Here is a 17,140-nt window from a genome sequence, read left to right on the forward strand (position 1 = left end):
TCACGCTTGGCCGAACGTCTGGCGCTGGCTTCCGAGCCCGTCGATCTCCAGCTCGACGGTGTCACCGGGGCGGAGGTAGGGGGTGCCGGGCAGGCCGAGGGCGACACCGGCGGGCGTGCCGGTGTTGATCACGTCGCCGGGCTCCAGGACCATGTACCGGCTGAGGTAGGCCACGATCTCGTGGACCGGGAAGATCATGTCGCGGGTGTGCCCGTCCTGGCGCTCGACGCCGTTGACGCTCAGGCGCAGCCCGAGGTCCTGCGGGTCGCCGGCCTCGTCGGCGGTGACCAGCCACGGGCCCATCGGGTTGAAGGTCTCGCAGGACTTGCCGAGGTCCCACTGCGAGGAGTGCTCCAGCTGGAACTCGCGCTCGGAGACGTCGTGGCTGACCACGTATCCGGCGATCACCGCGGCCGCCTCCTCGGGGCCCTCCAGGTAGCGGGCCCGCCGCCCGACGACGACGCCCAGCTCGACCTCCCAGTCGGTCTTCCCGGAGCCGCGCGGGATCAGCACCTCGTCGTACGGGCCGACGACCGTGCCCGGGTCCTTCATGAAGACCACCGGGCGGGGCGGGATCGCGGCGCCGGTCTCGGCGGCGTGGTCGCGGTAGTTCAGCCCGACGCAGACGATCTTGCCGGGGCGGGCGAGGGGGGCGCCGACCCGCAGGCCCTCGGTGCCGAGCACGGGCAGTCCGCCCGCCGCGACCGCCGCGCGGGCCCGGTCGACGCCCCCGGAGGCGAGGAAGGCACCGTCGATGTCGGGGGTCACGGAGGACAGGTCCAGCAGCCGGCCGTCGTCGGTGCGGACGGCGGGCCGCTCCTCTCCCGGGGCGCCGACGCGTAGCAGTTTCACTGGGGAAGCTCCCTTGCCATGGAGTGACACCTTCATTCATCGGAGGAATGGCGCACCGTGACTGTAGGGGCAGTTCGGCGCGCTGACAACGCATTCCTCGGATGTATGTGACCGGCGAGGACTGCTCCGCAGGTCACGGATCGGTCATGTGCGACATCCTTCCCCCGATGTTCACCACCTCCCCCCTCGATCATGCGCACAACTCATCGGGAAAGACCTCTTGTCAACTCCGGCAATGCCGTCGTAACGTCCTCGACGTCCGAGATACATCGGAGGAATCGCCCCACTGCCTCGTGGCCGGTCAAACTCCGCTGCTCGTTCACCGGTTGACCCCCGACCCTCCCCTTCGACGGTCCCCTCACGCCTGTCCCGGAGGGCGGCCTCCCCGTCCTGGCTAAGGAGAACCCGGCCATGAAGCTCGCTCGCACCCGCTCCACCGCCGCAGCGGCCTGCGCCCTCGCGGCCCTCACCCTCCTGACCGCGTGCAATCGCGACAGCTCCTCCGGCTCGGCCGGCTCGGGCGGCTCGGGCGGCGACAGGCCCGCCATCGGGATCGACCTGCCGCGCTCCGACTCGGACTTCTGGAACTCCTACGCCGAGTACCTGAAGAAGGACGTCAAGTCCGAGGACATCAACGCCCTGCCCCTCAGCAACTCGCAGAACGACGTGACCAAGCTGGTCGCCAACGTGCAGGTGTTCCAGAACACAGGCGCGAAGGCCGTCGTCATGGCGCCGCAGGACACCGGCGCCATCGCCTCCACCCTCGACACCCTGGCCTCGAAGAAGATCCCCGTGGTCAGCGTCGACACCCGGCCCGACAAGGGCGACGTCTACATGGTCGTACGCGCCGACAACCGGGCCTACGGCACCAAGGCATGCGAGTTCCTCGGCAAGCAGCTCGGCGGCAAGGGCAAGGTCGCCGAACTGCAGGGCGCCCTGGACTCCATCAACGGCCGCGACCGCTCCGAGGCGTTCGCCGCGTGCATGAAGACGAAGTTCCCCAAGATCAAGTTCTTTGAGCTGCCCACCGACTGGAAGGGCGACGTGGCCTCCGCCAAGCTGCAGAGCCTGCTCGCCCAGCACCCCGACCTGAACGGCATCTACATGCAGGCCGGCGGCGTCTTCCTGCAGCCCACCCTGGCCCTGCTGGAGCAGAAGGGTCTGCTGAAGCCGGCCGGGCAGAAGGGCCACATCTCGATCGTCTCCAACGACGGCATCCCGCAGGAGTTCGACGCCATCCGCAAGGGCCAGATCGACGCCACCGTCTCCCAGCCCGCCGACCTCTACGCCAAGTACGCGCTGTACTACGCCGAGGCCGCGGCCGAGGGCAAGACGTTCGAGCCCGGTGCCACCGACCACGACTCCACGATCATCAAGATCCCGAACGGTCTGGAGGACCAGCTGCCGGCGCCTCTGGTGACCAAGGACAACGTGGACGACAAGACCCTGTGGGGCAACAACGTCGGCTAGCCGGTGCCGGACCGGCACCGGGGCGGAGGGGCGCGGCCCGTCCCTCCGCCGCACCCTCCCGTACCCACCCCACGAAGGACGGTATCCACATGGCGGACACCGCGACCGCCGCGGCGAACGGCGGCGGGCACCCCGCCGCCGGGAGTCCCGCCCCGGTGGCCGAGGCCACCGGTATCAGCAAGAGGTTCGGCGCCACCGTCGCGCTGCGCGACGCCCGGATCACCATCGCCCCCGGCGAGTCGCACGCGCTCGTCGGCCGCAACGGCGCCGGCAAGTCGACGCTGGTGTCCATCCTGACCGGACTGCAGCCCGCCGACACCGGGACCCTGCGCTTCTCCGGCAAAGCGGCGCCCGCCGTCGGCGACATCGACGCCTGGCGCTCCCGGGTCGCCTGCGTCTACCAGAAGTCCACGATCATCCCGGACCTGACCGTCGCCGAGAACCTCTTCCTGAACCGGCAGAGCGACGGCGCGGTCCGCCCCATCCGCTGGAAGCGCCTGCGGTCGAGGGCGGAGGAGCTGCTGGCCGGATACGGCGTCGACGTGCGGGCCGGCGCCCGGGCGAGGGATCTCACCGTCGAACAGCGGCAGTTCGTGGAGATCGCGCGGGCGCTGTCGTTCGGCGCGCGCTTCATCATCCTCGACGAACCGACCGCGAAGCTCGACGCCCGCGGCATCGGCCGCCTCTTCGACAAGCTCCGCGACCTCCAGCGCCAGGGCGTCGCCTTCCTCTTCATCTCGCACCATCTGCAAGAGGTGTACGACCTCTGCACCACCGTCACGGTCTACCGCGACGCCGCCCACATCCTGACCGCGCCCGTCGCCCGGCTCGGCCATCAGGAGCTGGTGGAGGCCATGACCGGGGAGACCACCGTCACGGCGGCGGCGGCCGTCGAGAACCGCCCCCCGGTACGGCCGGACTCCCCCGACCTCCTCACGGTCCAGGGCCTCACCCTGCCCGGCGCCTGCGAGGACCTGTCGCTGTCGGTGCGCGCGGGCGAGGTGGTCGGCCTCGCCGGCGCTGCCGCCAGCGGCAATGTGCGGGTCGGCGAGACCGTCGCCGGGCTGCACCGCCCCGAGCGGGGCACGATCTCGGTCGGCGGGCGGCGGGTGAAGGGCGGCAGCGTGCCCTCGGCGCTCGCCGTCGGCGTGGGGCTCGTCCCCGAGGACCGGCACCTCCAGGGCCTGGTCAACAACCGCAGCGTGGCGGAGAACGCCACCCTCACCGTCACCGACCAGCTCGGCCCGTACGGCACGGTGCTGCCCGCCCGGACCAGGAGCTTCGCGCGGCGCATGATCCGCGACCTCGACATCAAGACCCCGGGCGGCTCCACCCCGGTGTCGGCCCTGTCGGGCGGCAACCAGCAGAAGGTGGTGGTCGCCCGCGCCCTGGCCACCGACCCCCAGGTGCTGGTCGCCATCCGCCCCACCAACGGGGTGGACGTGAAGTCCAAGGAGTTCCTGCTGCGCCGGATCCGGCAGGTCGCGGACGCCGGGAAGGCCGCGCTGATCGTCTCCGACGAGCTGGACGACCTCAAGGTCTGCGACCGGCTCGTGGTGATGTTCCACGGGCGGGCGGTCGCCGAGTTCGACCGCGGCTGGAAGGACGAGCACGTGGTCGCCGCCATGGAAGGCGTGGCCGGGCGCGGGGAGACCTCCGCAGAGGCCACGGCGGGCCGGGCCGGGGCGTCCGGCACCGCCATCGACGACCGGGCGGACACCGCGCCGGACACCACCGAAGAGCACGGAAGGTAGTCATGTCCGCCACCACTGATGTCACCGACCCCGCCACCGCGGCGGCGCGGGAGACCACCGGGGACACCCGCCGCGGGCTCGACCTCGGTCGCTTCCGTGAGCTGTCCCTGGTCCCGGCGATCCTCGTCCTCGGACTGATCGGGTTCATCGTCTCGCCGGCCTTCCTGACCGCCGACAACCTCATCGGCGTGGCCCAGCAGTCCACCGAGCTGAGCCTGCTGGTGCTGGCCACCGCGCTGATCCTGGTCTGCGGCCGGATGGACCTGTCCCTGGAGTCCACCATCGGCGTGGCGCCCGTCATCGCCGTCTGGCTGGTCCTGCCGACCAGCGGCGCCCGGTTCACCGGGCTCGGACTGCTGCCCGAGTGGACGGCCGTACCGCTGTGTCTGCTGGTGGGCGTGGTGATCGGGGCCGTCAACGGGTTCCTGATCCTGAAGCTGCGCCTCAACGGCTTCATCGTCACCCTCGGCATGCTCACCATGCTGCGCGGTCTCCAGGTTGCCCTCTCCGAGGGCCAGTCCATCGTCGAGCTGCCCTCCTCGTTCACCTACCTGGGCAAGGCGTCCTGGCTGGGTGTGCCGGCCGCGATCTGGATCTGTGCGGTGCTGTTCGCGGCGGGCGGCGGCGCGCTGGCCTGGCTGCGGCACGGCCGGGCGCTGTACGCGATCGGCGGGAACGCGGAGGCGGCCCGCACCGCCGGTATCCGGGTGGACCGGATCGTGTGGACGGTGCTGATCCTCGGCAGCGTGCTGGCCGCGTTCGCCGGCATCCTCTACAGCGGTCACTACGGCTCGATCTCCGCCACCCAGGGCAGCGGCTGGATCTTCCAGGTCTTCGCCGCGACCGTCATCGGCGGGGTGAGCCTCAACGGCGGCAAGGGGTCCGTGTTCGGCGCGCTCACCGGTGTGCTGACGCTCCAGCTCGTCGTGAACGTCATGACGCTGGCGGGGGTCCCGCCCCTGTGGAACCAGTTCCTCAACGGCGCGATCATCATCGTCGCGCTGATCATCTCCCGCTTCGCCTCCGGCGAGAAGCAGGAATAGGCCGCGACAGGGAGGTCTCTCGTGGCACTGACCGACGAGGCGATGGACAAGATCAAGGCGATGATCGTGGCCGGTGAGCTGGCGCCGGGGTCCCGTCTGCCCAAGGAGGAGATCCTCGCCGCCCAGCTCGGCCTGTCCCGCAGCTCGCTGCGGGAGGCGGTACGGGCCCTGACCGCGATGCGCATCCTGGTCACCCGGCAGGGCGACGGCACCTATGTGTCCAGCCTGGAGCCGCACCTCCTGCTGGAGTCCCTCTCCTTCGCCTCCGACGTCTCCCAGGGACGGACGGCCCTGCAACTGCTCCACGTACGGCGGCTGCTGGAACCCCAGGCCACCGGGGCGGCGGCCGCCCTGCTCACCGCCGACGACCTCCGTGACCTCGGCACCATCCTGGAGCGGTCACGGGCCGCCGCCACCGTCGAGGAGTTCGTCGGGCACGACATCGCCTTCCATCTGGGGATCGTGGAGGCGGTCGGCAACCCGGTGCTGTCCATGCTGATGAAGGTGCTCTCCACCCGCACCCAGCGGGCCCGGATCGTCCGGGGCACCCGCGCGGAGCGGGCCGTGGAGCATGCCCACCGCGAGCACGAGGCGATCCTTCGCGCCCTGCGGGCCCGTGACGCCGCGCTGGCGGTCTCCGCCGCGACGGTCCATGTGGCGGCCCTGGAGCAGTGGATGGCGGACGGACTGGACGAGGACCCCCTCTGCGCGATCGGGGACTGACCGCGCGGAGGGGGCGGAGACGGGGCGGCCGCACCCGGCGGGGGCGGGTCGGCGGAAGGCTGGGGCGGGTCGGCGGAGGGCCGGCGCTCACATGCCGGTGGCGTCCACCAGGTCCCCGAGATCGACGAACTTGAAGCCGGTGGAGGTGCGAGTGCCGCCCTCCCCGTCCGGGACGCCGGGGGTCTCGTGGCCGTCCTGGACGACGAGGAGCCCGCGCGGATAGCGGCGGCCCAGCGGGGCGTTGAGGACGGCGGCGCCGTCGCACTCCTGCACGCCGTCGAGGGTGTCCGACGCCGCCCCGATCCGGAAGCCGCCCTCGTACTCGTTGCCTTCGCGCACCTCCCGGTCGTACAGGGCGAAGGTGTCGTCGCCCTGGCTGGAGGCGAGCAGGTACCCGTCCCCGTCCGGCTCCTGATAGATCGTCAGGCCCTCGACGTCGGCCGACAGACGCTTCCCGCCGAAGCCGGGATCGGCCCCCGGCACGCACTCCTCGCTCTCCTCGTCGTACCGTCCGGGGACGCCGTACTGCCGGGTCCTGTCGATCAGGACGGGCCTGCCGGTGAGGTCGGCGCGCAGGCGCCACACACCGATGTCCTCCTGCCCGGCGTAGAGGGTGCCGGTGACGGGGTCGACGGCCATCCCCTCGACCTGCGGGAGTTCGCCGGGCTCGCCGCAGGGACTCCACGTCGTGCCGTCGGGCAGCCGGAAGGAGGAGGGCAGGTCGAGGGTGCGGACCTTGCGGTAGCCGACCTTGCCGTTCGCCGCCGGGAGGAGTTCGAGCAGGGCGAGGCGGGTGCGCTCGCGCCGGCTGACGAGGGCGTAGGAGCGGCCGGTGGCCCGGTCCGTCCAGGTGGCGAGGCCGTACGCGGTCTGCTGGTCGTTGATCTCGGTCTGGTCGGCGGAGAAGACGGGAGCGGCGGCCGGGTCGGTGATGTCGGTCAGCGGGCCGCCGCGGCGGGCGGGGTCGATGCGGTAGATCCGCAGCCGGTCGTTGCCCCGGTCGCTGACCACGGCCACGTCGGTCCGGCCCGCCGGGGTGCGCAGGCCGGTGACGAGGTCGACGTTGTTGTAGCGGCCGGGGGCGTCGTCCCGCGTCGGCGGCTGCGGCGCGGGCAGTGACTGCACCAGGCGGGCGTCCAGGTCGTAGACGCGCAGGCCGCCCTCCTTCGCGGTGGCGACGACGAGGCTGCGGCCGGGGTCGGCGGGGTTGCGCCAGATCGCCGGGTCGTCGGCGTCGGAGTTGCCGCCCGCATCGTCGTCGTACAGCGGGGCGGTCTCGCTCGTCGCGGTCACCGTCGGGAGGGCGGACTCAGCGGCTCCCGCTCCCGTTCGCGCTCCCGCGGGGGAGATCACGAGCGAGGTGGTCAGCGCGGTGACCGAGACGAGGAGGGCGGCTCTTCCAGCAGTGCGGGGCGTTCTCACAGGTTCGCTTCCTTACCGTCGTGCAGGCCGTCGAGGGTCGTGACACGCAGATGGTGCGAAGAGAATCTTGCGCCCGCACAGACGTGACCTGTCCATGCCGATTCGGTCAACGGGCCCGGGTTCGGCCGAAGTTCGCCTCGTCGTCACCTGATGTGGCGGGCCGGGCGCGTGGCGAAGTGGAGGAGATGCTCCAGGGGGCCGCGACGGAACCGCCGGGTCCAGAGGGTGGCGAGCAGCAGTGCGAGCGACGCGTGGAGGAGGAGGTCGGCCAGGGCGGGTCCCGTCCCGTCCTTCATGCCGAACTCCCGGACGGCGAGGATGTGCAGCACGTACGCGGTCAGGGCCGTCATGCCGAGGGCGCGTACGGGCCCGGCGAGGCGCGCGGCGCGCGGCAGGCACTCCGTGGCCGTCACGCACCCCACCACGACCAGCAGCGCGACACCGGTGTTGCCGAGGATCGAGAAGGTGGTCTGGCTGTGGGGCGCGCCCACCAGGAGCCAGGCTGCCGGGGTGCCGTCGCCGAGGTCGCCGACGGTGTCGGACCACCAGGCCGAGGCCGCCGGCCCGCCGTCCGTGGCGGCGGCGACGGTGGACCGCGCGTGCGGGACGAGGTCCAGGGCGAGCCAGGAGCCGCCGTGCCCGAGCACGGCCGACCCGACCGCGACGACGGCCAGTCGGGCCCGCACCGCGCTCCGGGTGAGGTCGAGCCGGGCGACCGCCATCCCGGCGAGCATGTACGACGCCCAGGTGAGCACGGGGTACGCGCCCGTGAACAGCAACTCCACGAACCCGTCGGTGCCGGTGATCCGGGCCAGCGGGTCGGCGGCGACGATCGCGTCCACTCGGTTACCCCGCTCGATGAACGGCCGCACCACGTGGAGGACCTGGGGCAGGACGAGCGCGCCGGCGGCGGCCAGGAGGGCGAGCGTCCGGGCGCGCAGCCGGTACAGCGGGAGGATGACGAGGAAGGTCAGCCCGTAGAAGGCGAGGATCACGTCGATGTCGGTGTCCAGGGCGGTCAGGGCGAACCCCAGGGCCATCAGCACGACGGAGCGGACGACGATCCGGGCCACCGCCTGCCGCCCGGCCCGCCCGGTGCGCGGGTGCGGCCGACCGGTGATCAGGACCAGGGTGAAGCCGGCGAGCACCGCGAACAACGCGGAGGAACGGCCCCGTGCCAGCTCCATGACGAAGCCCAGCGGTCCGCCCGCTTCGGGTTCGGGGCCGACATGGGCGGCGAACATGCCGAGGACGGCGAGCCCCCGGGCCAGATCGACACCGAGCAGCCGCCCGGCCGAGGACCCCGGGGCGGGCCCGGCGGGGCGGCCGGCGACGGACGGGGCGGCCGGGGCGACGACAGTGGGTGGGGCGTCGGACGGAGCGGCGGAGGACGGAGCGGCGGAGGGTCGGGACGACAGGTGCGAGGACGTGTCGGGTGTCATGGCCTTCAGCGTCGGGGGCGCACGGGGCGCGAACCCATCCGGCGGGTGGCTGGAGCCTTCCCCGCCGACCGGCCGGGGCACCCCCGCCGGGTGACCGGAGAACGGGAGGAACGGGAACCCGTCGACCGTCCCGGACGTCGTAGGGATTCAGGACATTTCCCCCGATGGTCCGACGGCGAGCGGAGCACGGATGATCCGGGTACTGGTGGTCGACGACGAAGCCCTGATCCGCACGGGCTTCGAGCACATCCTCAACTCCGCCGACGGCATCGACGTGGTGGCGGCGGTCCCCGGCGGCCGCGCGGTCCACGCCGTGCGGGACCTGTCCCCCGAGGTCGTCCTGCTGGACATCCGCATGCCGGACGTGGACGGGCTCACCGTCCTCGCCGAACTCCGCGGGCTCCCCCGCCCTCCCGTGGTGGCCATGCTCACCACCTTCGACATGGACGAGTACGTGGCGGCGGCGCTGCGTTCGGGGGCCGCCGGGTTCCTCCTCAAGGACACCGACCCGGAACACCTGCCGCATCTCGTACGTACGCTGGCGGCGGGCGGGGTCGTGCTGTCGTCCCGGGTGACCCGCACCGTCGTGGACGGCTATCTGGACAACGGCCCCCGGCAGGCGGCCGCCCGGCTCGTCGGGCGGCTCACCGCACGCGAGCGGGCGGTGCTCGTCCTCATCACCGAGGGGCTGTCCAACGCCGACATCGGTGACCGGATGCATCTGAGCACGGGGACGGTCAAGGACCATGTGAGCGCGCTGCTCACCAAGCTGGAGGTGGGCAGCCGGGTGCAGGCGGCGCTGCTGGCCGAGCGGGCGGGCATGCTCAGGGCGCCGGGTTCCGCGGACGGGCAGGGGGACGGCGGTTGAGGTCCCCGACCCGCCGACGGACTACCCGACGCCCAGGGGCTGGGCGCGGACCCCGCTGCGCCCCGTCAAGCGGAACGTTTCGTCGAGGCGGTCGAGCGGGTCCGTCCGCAGCGCGAGGATTCCCGCGCACAGCGCCGTGACGACGAGATGCGTACGGTTCTTCGCACACAACTTCTCCCTGATGCTGCGCATATGGGCGGCCACCGTGCGAGGTGAGATCGACAGTCTCCGGGACATGTCCGCGTCCGACATGCCGTGGGCCGCCAGCAGGAGGATCTCCAGTTCCCGGGCGCTGAGCCGGCCGTCGCTGTCCACTGCCATGGGGTGCCTGCCTTGTTCGGTAGGGGTCGCGGACCCGTGGGTCGTGCGTCGATTGCGCTGTGACTCTCCCGTGACATCCCGTTCCCGGGCATCGACCGTTCGACCGATACCGGGCAGTAGTCATCAGTCGATCGGCCCGGTCCTGCCACCGGGGCACGCCTTTCGCCGGGAAAGAGCCAACCGCCCGATTCGGCACGGCAGTTCGGTCCGCCGGCTTCCCCGTACGGCCGGATCGTCCACGTGATCCATGGCATGCTCGCCGCGTGAGCGACACCCCCATACGCGTGATGATCGCCGACGATCAGGACCTGGTCCGGGCCGGCTTCCGTCTCATCCTGGACGCCCAGCAGGGCATCGAGGTGGTCGGGGAGGCCGCCGACGGGCTCGCGTGCGTGGAGTCGGCACGCGTACTGCGGCCGGACGTGTGCCTGGTGGACGTCCGGATGCCGAAGCTGGACGGTCTGGAGGTCACCCGGCTGCTCGCCGGGCCGGGAGCGACGCACCCGACCCAGGTCGTGGTGGTCACCAGCTTCGACCAGGACGACTACCTCAACATCGCGCTGCGCAACGGCGCGTGCGGCTTCCTGCTGAAGGACGCCGCGCCCGCCCTGCTGATCGAGGCGGTGCGGGCGGCTGCGCGTGGCGACGCGCTGGTCTCGCCCGGGGTGACGGTCCGGCTGCTGAGGCTGCTGGAGGAGCGGACGTCGGCCGCCGTCGGCGGGGTGCCCGGATCGGCGCTCAGCGCACGGGAACTGGAGGTCGCCCGGCTCGTCGCGGTGGGCCGCACCAACCAGGAGATCAGCGACGAGCTGTGCCTGTCCCTGTCCACGGTGAAGACGCATCTGGGCCACATCCACCACAAGCTGGGGGTGCGCAACCGTGTCGAGGTGGCCGCGTGGGCCTGGGCCAACGGGACGGTGCGGACGGAGCGTTGAGGGAGAAGTCGTGCTCACCCCGTGGATGATCTGTGTCCCTCCCCACAGATCGGACTTCCGTCTCCCGGAAGGACATGTGCATGCCTAGCCTCCGGTGGCATGACCACCTCGTCACTCACGGCACTTTCGGCACAGGCGACCCGGCCGCACCACGGTGCTCCCCGGTTACCCATGCGGCAGTTGAAGCACCGCGCCCTGTACCCGGCGCTGGGGGCGCTGTTGGTTCTCGACGTGGTCGTCATCGGGGTTCATCAGCGCGGTCCCGTGGACTGGCTGCCGCTGGTGACCGGCCCGCTCGCCCTGGCGCTGGTGGTCGTACCGGCCCCGCGGCTGAGCACCGAGTGGCGGGCGGGGATCTGTGCGGGCCTGTCCACGGCGGTGACACTGGGCACCTCCCTGATGGGGTCGGACCTGCCCGCGTGGGGGCTGCTGGAGACGGCGTGCATGCTCGTCCTCTTGATGCGCATCTGCCGCAACGTCTCCCGGCCCGGCGTCGTCCTGGCCCTGGCCGCCGCGCTGGGGGCGAGCGTCATCGACGAACCCCTGCGCACCGGGGGCACGGGCATCACGCTGACGTACCCCTTCCTGCTGACGTTCGCGGTCGGCGGGGCCGTGGGCGGGGGCTGCTACCTGCGGACGCTGGACGCCCGGCGGCGTCGTACGATCTCCGCCGTCCGGCTCGCCGAGCGGATCCAACTCGCCCGGGAGCTGCACGACTTCGTGGCTCACCATGTGACGGGCATCATCGCGCAGGCCCACGCCGCCGGGGTGATCCACGAGAGCGCGCCCCATCAGGTCGGCCCCATTCTGGGCAACATCGCCGAGGCCGGGCAGCGGACCATGGACTCCATGCGGCGTCTGATCAGTGTGCTGCGCGAGGACGGTGAGCAGGGTGCCATCGAGTGCCCCGAGGCTCCGTACGCCGAACTCGCCCGACTCGTCTCGGCCTTCAGCGGCCAGGGGGACGGATCGTCCGCCCAGCTGGAGGTCACCGGAGTCGCCCGCAGGAGCACGCTGCTGCCCGAAGTGGGCTGCGCGGTCCACCGCGTGGTGCAGGAGGCGCTGACGAACGTACGGCGGCACGCGCCGGGCACCCGGGCGACCGTACGCGTCCAGCGCACCCGTGGCGATCTGCTCCGGGTGGACGTCCACAACGGCGGCCCCGAGGGCCGGGTCTCCCGTCCCACCGGAGGCCGCGGCGGCTACGGCCTGATCGGGCTGCGCGAGCGGGTCGAGGCCGTGGGCGGCTCTCTGACGGCGGGACCGGCCGACGACGGCGGCTGGTGGCTCATCGCCCATTTCCCGGTCCTCGCGGACGCCGCGCCCGCGAGCACGGAGAAGTCCGCGGCGGCGCCCCGGCGTCCGGCCGGCCGGCACGCCAAGCCGCACGCGCACGCGGAACCGGAGCCGGACATGAGCTGGGACGCGGGATAGGCGTTCCGGGAGGCGCGGGCACACGACGCGGCGGGGAATTAGGCAATTCTGCGCATCGCGCCGGGCCGGTGGACGCATTAATGTCGGAGAGCCAAAGGCGCCGGGACGTTCTTCCCTCGTCCCGCAGAGCGGTGAACCGGCCCGGGAACGGGCCCTTTCGAGGGCCCGCTCCTTTCTTTTCCGGCCCGCCGTTCCACGCCTTTCGGCGGACCGACACCCCCTGCGGGAAAGCGCAGGAGAACGCAGAAAAAGGCAGGAAAAGCGCTGACGCGCAGGACGCGGGAAACTCGAAGGACACGGGAGACACATGACTACGGCCGTCGTGGTGGGCAGCGGTCCGAACGGTCTCGCGGCCGCCGTGTACCTCGCCCGGGAGGGCGTCGAGGTCACCGTCCTGGAGGCAGCCGACACCATCGGCGGCGGCACTCGCACCAGCGAACTGACCCCGGGACTGCTGCACGACCACTGCTCCGCCACCCACCCGATGGCCGTCGGTTCGCCGTTCCTGCGCAGCCTCGACCTGGGGCGCCACGGCCTGACCTGGCGCCTGCCGGACATCGACTGCGCGCATCCGCTGGACTCCGGCGAGGCCGGTGTGCTGCACCGGTCGGTCCAGGAGACGGCGGACGGACTCGGCGGGGCCGACGGACGCCGGTGGCGGAGGGTGTTCGGGCCACTGGCGGACGGCTTCGACGCGCTGGCCGAGGACCTCATGCGGCCGCTCACCCATGTGCCCCGCCATCCCCTGCGGCTGGCGGCCTTCGGGCCGCAGGCGCTGTTGCCGGCCGCCGTGACGGCCCGGCTGTGGCGGTCACCGGCCGCCCGGGCCCTCTTCGCCGGGGTGGCCGCACACGCCTTCCGTCCGTTCCACCGGCCGGCGAGCGCCGCCGTCGGGCTGACGATCATCGCGGCGGGCCACCGGCACGGCTGGCCGGTGGCGGCGGGCGGTTCCCGGGCCATCGCCGACGCGCTCGCGGCGCGGCTCGCGGAATGCGGCGGCCGGATCGAGACCGGTGTACGGGTACGCACACCGGCCGATCTGCCACCGGCCGACGTGGTGCTCTTCGACCTCGCCCCCCGCGCGGTGGCCGACATCCTGGGCGACCGGCTGCCGCGGCGGGTCGCGCGCGCCTACCGCCGCTTCCGCCACGGACCCGGAGCCTTCAAGGCCGACTTCGCGGTCGAGGGCGGTGTCCCGTGGACCAGCGAGGCGGCCCGCCGGGCGGGCACCGTCCACCTGGGCGGGACGTTCGAGGAGGTCGCCCACACCGAGCGGACGATCCACGCCGGGCGTATGCCGGAGCGGCCCTTCGTCCTGGTCGGCCAGCAGTACCTGGCCGATCCGAGCCGTTCGAAGGGCGACCTCCACCCGGTCTGGACCTACGCCCACGTCCCGCACGGCTACGACGGTGACGCGACGGAGGCGATCATCGGGCAGATCGAGCGGTTCGCTCCCGGATTCCGTGAGCGCGTCCTCGACATGGCCGTCCGCCCGCCGGCCGCGTTCGAGACCTACAACCCGAACTACGTCGGCGGCGACATCGTCACCGGGGCCAACACCGCCCTGCAGCTGGCGATGCGCCCCCGTGTGGCGCTCGACCCGTACCGCACGGGAGTCCCCGGCATGTACCTCTGCTCCGCCGCCTCGCCGCCGGGCGCCGGCGCCCACGGCATGTGCGGAGCGAACGCCGCCGCGTCGGCCCTGCGCCACCTCGGGCGGCGGCGCGGCGGGGGATGAGACGCGCGAAGGAATACGAAAGGGCCTGGACCGATTCGGTCCGGGCCCTTTCCGTTACCCGTTCGCAAATAGGCATTTTTATCGATGCGCAGGCGGTCGGCGGAAGCCTATTGTTTTCTCCAGAAGGACACCGGGAGAAAAGAACTTCCGAAGTCCCGAACGCGAGAGGACAAAAGAAATGAGCAGCATCGAGAACGCGCTGAACAGCGTCGAGATCCCCGTCGAGGGTGTCGTCTACGTCGCCGCTCGCCCGACCCTGGGCACCCCGCGCATCGCGCGGATCGGCCGGATCGCCCAGGCGGCCGAGGGCATCGGGGCCGTCGCCGCGGCGGCCACCGCCGCGGTCGGTGTCGCCCAGGCGGCCGAGGCCAACAACCTGGCGGCGGAGGCCAACGCCCAGAACGCCGCCGCTCTCGCCGCGGTCGGTGGCGCGCCCGCCTCCTGACCCGGCGGTGAACACCGGGCGGTGAGCACCGGGCGGTGAACACCCGGCGGTGAACGCACAAGGAACCCGCTGTCGGACCAGAGGGCTGTTCTGGTCCGGCAGCGGGTTCCTCCGCACGCGAAAAACGTGCTCAAAAGTACCAGGAAAAGAGGTTCCATGAAACTCGTCCGAAGGATCAACTCCGCCGTGCCGGGCCGGGTCGCCTCCGCGGTGTTCAGCCCGATACCGGTGGGCCGGGACCGTGCGCTGGGCCTGTCGGAGCGGCTGGCCGCCGCGACGAGCCTCACCTCGTCCCTCGAATACCTCACCCAGCGCCACGAGATGGGCAAGGGGGGCATGAACGACTGGGAGATCGCCCGGGACAGCATCGCGCACGCGAACCCGCTGGTGCGCCGGCTGATCGACCTCGCCAGCGGTCAGCGGACCACGACGGCCCTGCACGTGACGCGCGCCGCGGTCGCCTCCGCGATGCTGCTGCCGGGCAGGTCGGCCTGGCGCGGGGCGGGCAGCCTCTTCCTCGGCGCGACCTCGGCCCTGCTCGGCCCCCGCCAGCACTACGGCAGCGACGGCGCCGACCAGGTGGCGACCCTCGTCCAACTCGCCACCGGAGGCGCCCGCCTGGTGCCCTCGCCGGCCGCCAAGGACGCCCTTCTGTGGTACGTCGCCCTGCAGTCCAACCTCTCCTACCTGGTCTCCGGCTGGGTGAAGCTGCTGGGCCCCGACTGGCGCGACGGCTCCGCCCTGCCCGGCGTGATGCGCACCCACACCTACGGCCACCAGGGCATGCACACCTGGATCCGGAACAACCCCCGGGCCGCCAAACTGCTCGCCCACAGCGTGCTGGCGCTGGAGTGCCTCTTCCCGCTCGCCTACCTCAAGGGCGGCCGGCTGACCCGGCCGGTGCTCGCGAGCGCCGCCGCGTTCCACCTGGCCAACGGCTACTTCATGGGGCTCGGCCGGTTCGCGACCGCGTTCCCCGCGATGCACCCCCTGATCGCCTACACCGCGGCTCCCCGCACGCATCCCGCCGTCGCGGGACGCGACGACCGCGCTCTGCCCGCGGCGCTCACCGCGCTCGCGGGGGCGACGGCGGCCGCGGCCGTCACCGCCGTCCAGCGGCGCATGCGCGCCACCGAGGGCTGGCGGACCTCCCGAGTGCTGACGACCCGTCACGGCAACCGGCTCCAGTACGAGGAGATGGCGGCGGGCGACACCGACCGGCCGGTCTTCGTGCTGGCCGCCGGCCTGCTGTCCACCAGCGAGCACTACGCCTGGATCAGCGAGCGCCTGTCCTACGAGACCACGTACGGCGTCCTCACCTACGCCCGCGCCGGCTACGCCGGAAGCCGCCGCCGCGCGGTCACCGCCTACCGGCTCTCGGAGTCCGTCGACGATCTCGTCGACCTGGTGAACGGGGCCGTGGCACCGCACCGCAAGGTGATCCTGGTGGGCCACTCGATCGGCGGCGAACTCGCCCGTCGTGCCGTCCGGCAGCTCGGTGACCGCGTGCACGGCGTCGTCTACCTCGACTCCTCGCACCCCGACCAGTTCAACCGCTCCGCCCAGCAGCGGGTGACCGGGGCAGGTCTGGGCAGCTCCTTCGCGTCCATGAGCCGGGCACTGCGCCTGGGCACCGGTGCCCTGCTGACCCGCCCGTGGTGGATCAAGGAACTGCCCACCGCCTACCACGACAAGGTCTTCGCCCAGTACGGGGACGCGCGCATGTGGTACGCGGCCCGCCGCGAATGGGCGGCGCTGCAGGAGGACTTCAAGACGTTCTCCGGACCGCTCGACCGGATCGACGGGGTGCCCGCCCTGGTGATCTCCGCCCAGCGGACGGTGGACCGCGACCCCGAGCAGCTGCTGATGCACCGTGAACTCGCCGAGGCGCACCGCCGGGCGCCCAGCGAGACGGTCGTCGTCGAGGGCGCGGGGCACGACTCGCTGCTGATCAACAGCCGTTACGCCCACCAGGTCACCGACCGTGTCCTCGCGTTCTTCCAGGGCGTCGAGGAAAAGGCGGGGGCTCCCCGGCCGGCCCGGTCCGTCACGCTCGACAAGGAGACCGCGCGATGAGCACCCCCCGACGACTCCTGTCGCGCAACCCGTTCACCGGCGAGGGCGCGGCCTGGCGGATCGCCGGCGCGGCCATGCTGGTCGTCACCGTCGCCGGCCAGCACCCCTTCGAGCAGTTCTCCCGGTTCCGTGCCAAGGACGTGCTGTCCCTGATTCCGAACTGGCGGTTCTTCGCCCCCAACCCCTGTATGCACGACAGCCACTTCCTGTACCGCACGGTGGACGCGGACGGCAGCGCCTCGGCGTGGCAGGACGCGTTCGCGACGGAGACCCGCAAGCCCCAGCACCTCGTGTGGTTCCCGACCCGCCGCGCGGACAAGGGGATCGTCGACGCGTGCGCCGACATCCTGCCGACCCTGGAGTTCGGCGGCTTCGAGGGGGCCGCACGCACCCCCGGGTACCGGATGGTCACCGAGCACCTGCGCGTCCTCATCAGGTCCCGGGGGCCCGTGCCCGCGGACGTCCGCGGCTTCCAGTTCGCCCTGGCCAAGGACACCGGCTACGACACGCGCCACCGTCCCTCGCTGCTGTTCGTCTCCCCCTTCGTCCCGCTGGACCCGCAAGCCCCGGGCACGCCGCTGACGCGGACCCCGGCCAAGACCCCCGCAAAGGTGTGA

Annotated in this window: 15 protein-coding genes; 11 read left to right on the top strand and 4 right to left on the bottom strand. The window is 72.2% G+C overall.

Going from position 1 to position 17,140, the window contains the following annotated elements:
• The gene (locus PYR72_RS03060) at nt 1-852 is read right to left on the bottom strand and encodes a fumarylacetoacetate hydrolase family protein (RefSeq protein WP_275453732.1); all 852 of its coding nucleotides are present in this window, start codon (nt 850-852) and stop codon (nt 1-3) included.
• A gap of 411 nt (nt 853-1,263) precedes the next feature.
• Here PYR72_RS03060 and PYR72_RS03065 point away from each other — a divergent pair, with 411 nt between their 5' ends.
• The 4 genes from PYR72_RS03065 to PYR72_RS03080 all read left to right on the top strand — a co-directional run bounded on the left by PYR72_RS03065 (nt 1,264) and on the right by PYR72_RS03080 (nt 5,842).
• Entirely contained in the window at nt 1,264-2,322 is a 1,059-nt protein-coding gene (locus PYR72_RS03065; RefSeq protein WP_275453733.1) for a sugar ABC transporter substrate-binding protein, read from the top strand.
• An 89-nt stretch (nt 2,323-2,411) separates the two neighbouring features.
• Nucleotides 2,412-4,076 carry a sugar ABC transporter ATP-binding protein gene (locus PYR72_RS03070; protein ID WP_275453734.1) on the top strand — a complete coding sequence of 555 codons (1,665 nt, stop codon included), beginning with the start codon at nt 2,412-2,414 and terminating at the stop codon, nt 4,074-4,076.
• A 2-nt stretch (nt 4,077-4,078) separates the two neighbouring features.
• Nucleotides 4,079-5,119, top strand: a complete 1,041-nt coding sequence (locus tag PYR72_RS03075) for an ABC transporter permease (protein WP_275453735.1) — start codon at nt 4,079-4,081, stop codon at nt 5,117-5,119.
• Between the two features lie 21 nt (nt 5,120-5,140).
• Nucleotides 5,141-5,842 (top strand): FCD domain-containing protein, encoded by a 702-nt coding sequence (locus PYR72_RS03080; RefSeq protein ID WP_275453736.1) that lies wholly within the window; start codon nt 5,141-5,143, stop codon nt 5,840-5,842.
• 87 nt (nt 5,843-5,929) lie between these two features.
• On the opposite strand, the gene PYR72_RS03085 is transcribed toward PYR72_RS03080, so the two are convergent.
• Together PYR72_RS03085 and PYR72_RS03090 are read right to left on the bottom strand one after the other, a co-directional pair.
• Nucleotides 5,930-7,264, bottom strand: coding sequence for a phytase (locus PYR72_RS03085; protein ID WP_275453737.1), 1,335 nt, complete (start codon nt 7,262-7,264; stop codon nt 5,930-5,932).
• A gap of 143 nt (nt 7,265-7,407) precedes the next feature.
• Nucleotides 7,408-8,706, bottom strand: a complete 1,299-nt coding sequence (locus PYR72_RS03090) for a DUF418 domain-containing protein (RefSeq protein WP_275453738.1) — start codon at nt 8,704-8,706, stop codon at nt 7,408-7,410.
• A 190-nt stretch (nt 8,707-8,896) separates the two neighbouring features.
• Between PYR72_RS03090 and PYR72_RS03095 the strand changes: the two genes are divergently transcribed.
• A complete protein-coding gene (locus PYR72_RS03095; RefSeq protein ID WP_275453739.1) occupies nt 8,897-9,574 on the top strand; it encodes a response regulator transcription factor in 678 nt (225 codons plus the stop codon).
• Nucleotides 9,575-9,595: 21 nt separating this feature from the next.
• On the opposite strand, the gene PYR72_RS03100 is transcribed toward PYR72_RS03095, so the two are convergent.
• Nucleotides 9,596-9,895, bottom strand: coding sequence for a helix-turn-helix transcriptional regulator (locus tag PYR72_RS03100; protein ID WP_275453740.1), 300 nt, complete (start codon nt 9,893-9,895; stop codon nt 9,596-9,598).
• Between the two features lie 287 nt (nt 9,896-10,182).
• On the opposite strand from PYR72_RS03100, the gene PYR72_RS03105 reads away from it, so the two are divergent.
• The 6 genes from PYR72_RS03105 to PYR72_RS03130 all read left to right on the top strand — a co-directional run bounded on the left by PYR72_RS03105 (nt 10,183) and on the right by PYR72_RS03130 (nt 17,140).
• Complete coding sequence (locus PYR72_RS03105; RefSeq protein ID WP_275460322.1) at nt 10,183-10,830, top strand: response regulator transcription factor; 648 nt, start codon at nt 10,183-10,185, stop codon at nt 10,828-10,830.
• A gap of 99 nt (nt 10,831-10,929) precedes the next feature.
• Nucleotides 10,930-12,264 (top strand): histidine kinase, encoded by a 1,335-nt coding sequence (locus PYR72_RS03110; RefSeq protein ID WP_275453741.1) that lies wholly within the window; start codon nt 10,930-10,932, stop codon nt 12,262-12,264.
• A gap of 307 nt (nt 12,265-12,571) precedes the next feature.
• Nucleotides 12,572-14,002, top strand: coding sequence for an NAD(P)/FAD-dependent oxidoreductase (locus PYR72_RS03115; protein WP_275453742.1), 1,431 nt, complete (start codon nt 12,572-12,574; stop codon nt 14,000-14,002).
• Between the two features lie 178 nt (nt 14,003-14,180).
• Nucleotides 14,181-14,447, top strand: coding sequence for a hypothetical protein (locus PYR72_RS03120; RefSeq protein WP_275453743.1), 267 nt, complete (start codon nt 14,181-14,183; stop codon nt 14,445-14,447).
• A 156-nt stretch (nt 14,448-14,603) separates the two neighbouring features.
• The gene (locus PYR72_RS03125) at nt 14,604-16,523 is read left to right on the top strand and encodes an alpha/beta fold hydrolase (RefSeq protein WP_275453744.1); all 1,920 of its coding nucleotides are present in this window, start codon (nt 14,604-14,606) and stop codon (nt 16,521-16,523) included.
• Nucleotides 16,520-17,140: a hypothetical protein gene (locus PYR72_RS03130; RefSeq protein WP_275453745.1), complete on the top strand. Its 621-nt coding sequence runs from the start codon at nt 16,520-16,522 to the stop codon at nt 17,138-17,140. The genes PYR72_RS03125 and PYR72_RS03130 overlap by 4 nt, the downstream gene beginning before the upstream one ends.

Source organism: Streptomyces sp. VNUA24, from assembly GCF_029167005.1.
Lineage (GTDB): Bacteria > Actinomycetota > Actinomycetes > Streptomycetales > Streptomycetaceae > Streptomyces > Streptomyces scabiei.

Excerpts from the sequence above, each read along its gene's own strand:
- PYR72_RS03125 (WP_275453744.1), top strand. The coding sequence starts at position 14,604 with ATGAAACTCGTCCGAAGGATCAACTCCGCCGTGCCGGGCCGGGTCGCC.
- PYR72_RS03120 (WP_275453743.1), top strand. The coding sequence starts at position 14,181 with ATGAGCAGCATCGAGAACGCGCTGAACAGCGTCGAGATCCCCGTCGAG.
- PYR72_RS03115 (WP_275453742.1), top strand. The coding sequence starts at position 12,572 with ATGACTACGGCCGTCGTGGTGGGCAGCGGTCCGAACGGTCTCGCGGCC.
- PYR72_RS03105 (WP_275460322.1), top strand. The coding sequence starts at position 10,183 with ATGATCGCCGACGATCAGGACCTGGTCCGGGCCGGCTTCCGTCTCATC.
- PYR72_RS03095 (WP_275453739.1), top strand. The coding sequence starts at position 8,897 with ATGATCCGGGTACTGGTGGTCGACGACGAAGCCCTGATCCGCACGGGC.
- PYR72_RS03075 (WP_275453735.1), top strand. The coding sequence starts at position 4,079 with ATGTCCGCCACCACTGATGTCACCGACCCCGCCACCGCGGCGGCGCGG.
- PYR72_RS03070 (WP_275453734.1), top strand. The coding sequence starts at position 2,412 with ATGGCGGACACCGCGACCGCCGCGGCGAACGGCGGCGGGCACCCCGCC.
- PYR72_RS03065 (WP_275453733.1), top strand. The coding sequence starts at position 1,264 with ATGAAGCTCGCTCGCACCCGCTCCACCGCCGCAGCGGCCTGCGCCCTC.
- PYR72_RS03090 (WP_275453738.1), bottom strand. The coding sequence starts at position 8,706 with ATGACACCCGACACGTCCTCGCACCTGTCGTCCCGACCCTCCGCCGCT.
- PYR72_RS03130 (WP_275453745.1), top strand. The coding sequence starts at position 16,520 with ATGAGCACCCCCCGACGACTCCTGTCGCGCAACCCGTTCACCGGCGAG.
- PYR72_RS03110 (WP_275453741.1), top strand. The coding sequence starts at position 10,930 with ATGACCACCTCGTCACTCACGGCACTTTCGGCACAGGCGACCCGGCCG.
- PYR72_RS03100 (WP_275453740.1), bottom strand. The coding sequence starts at position 9,895 with ATGGCAGTGGACAGCGACGGCCGGCTCAGCGCCCGGGAACTGGAGATC.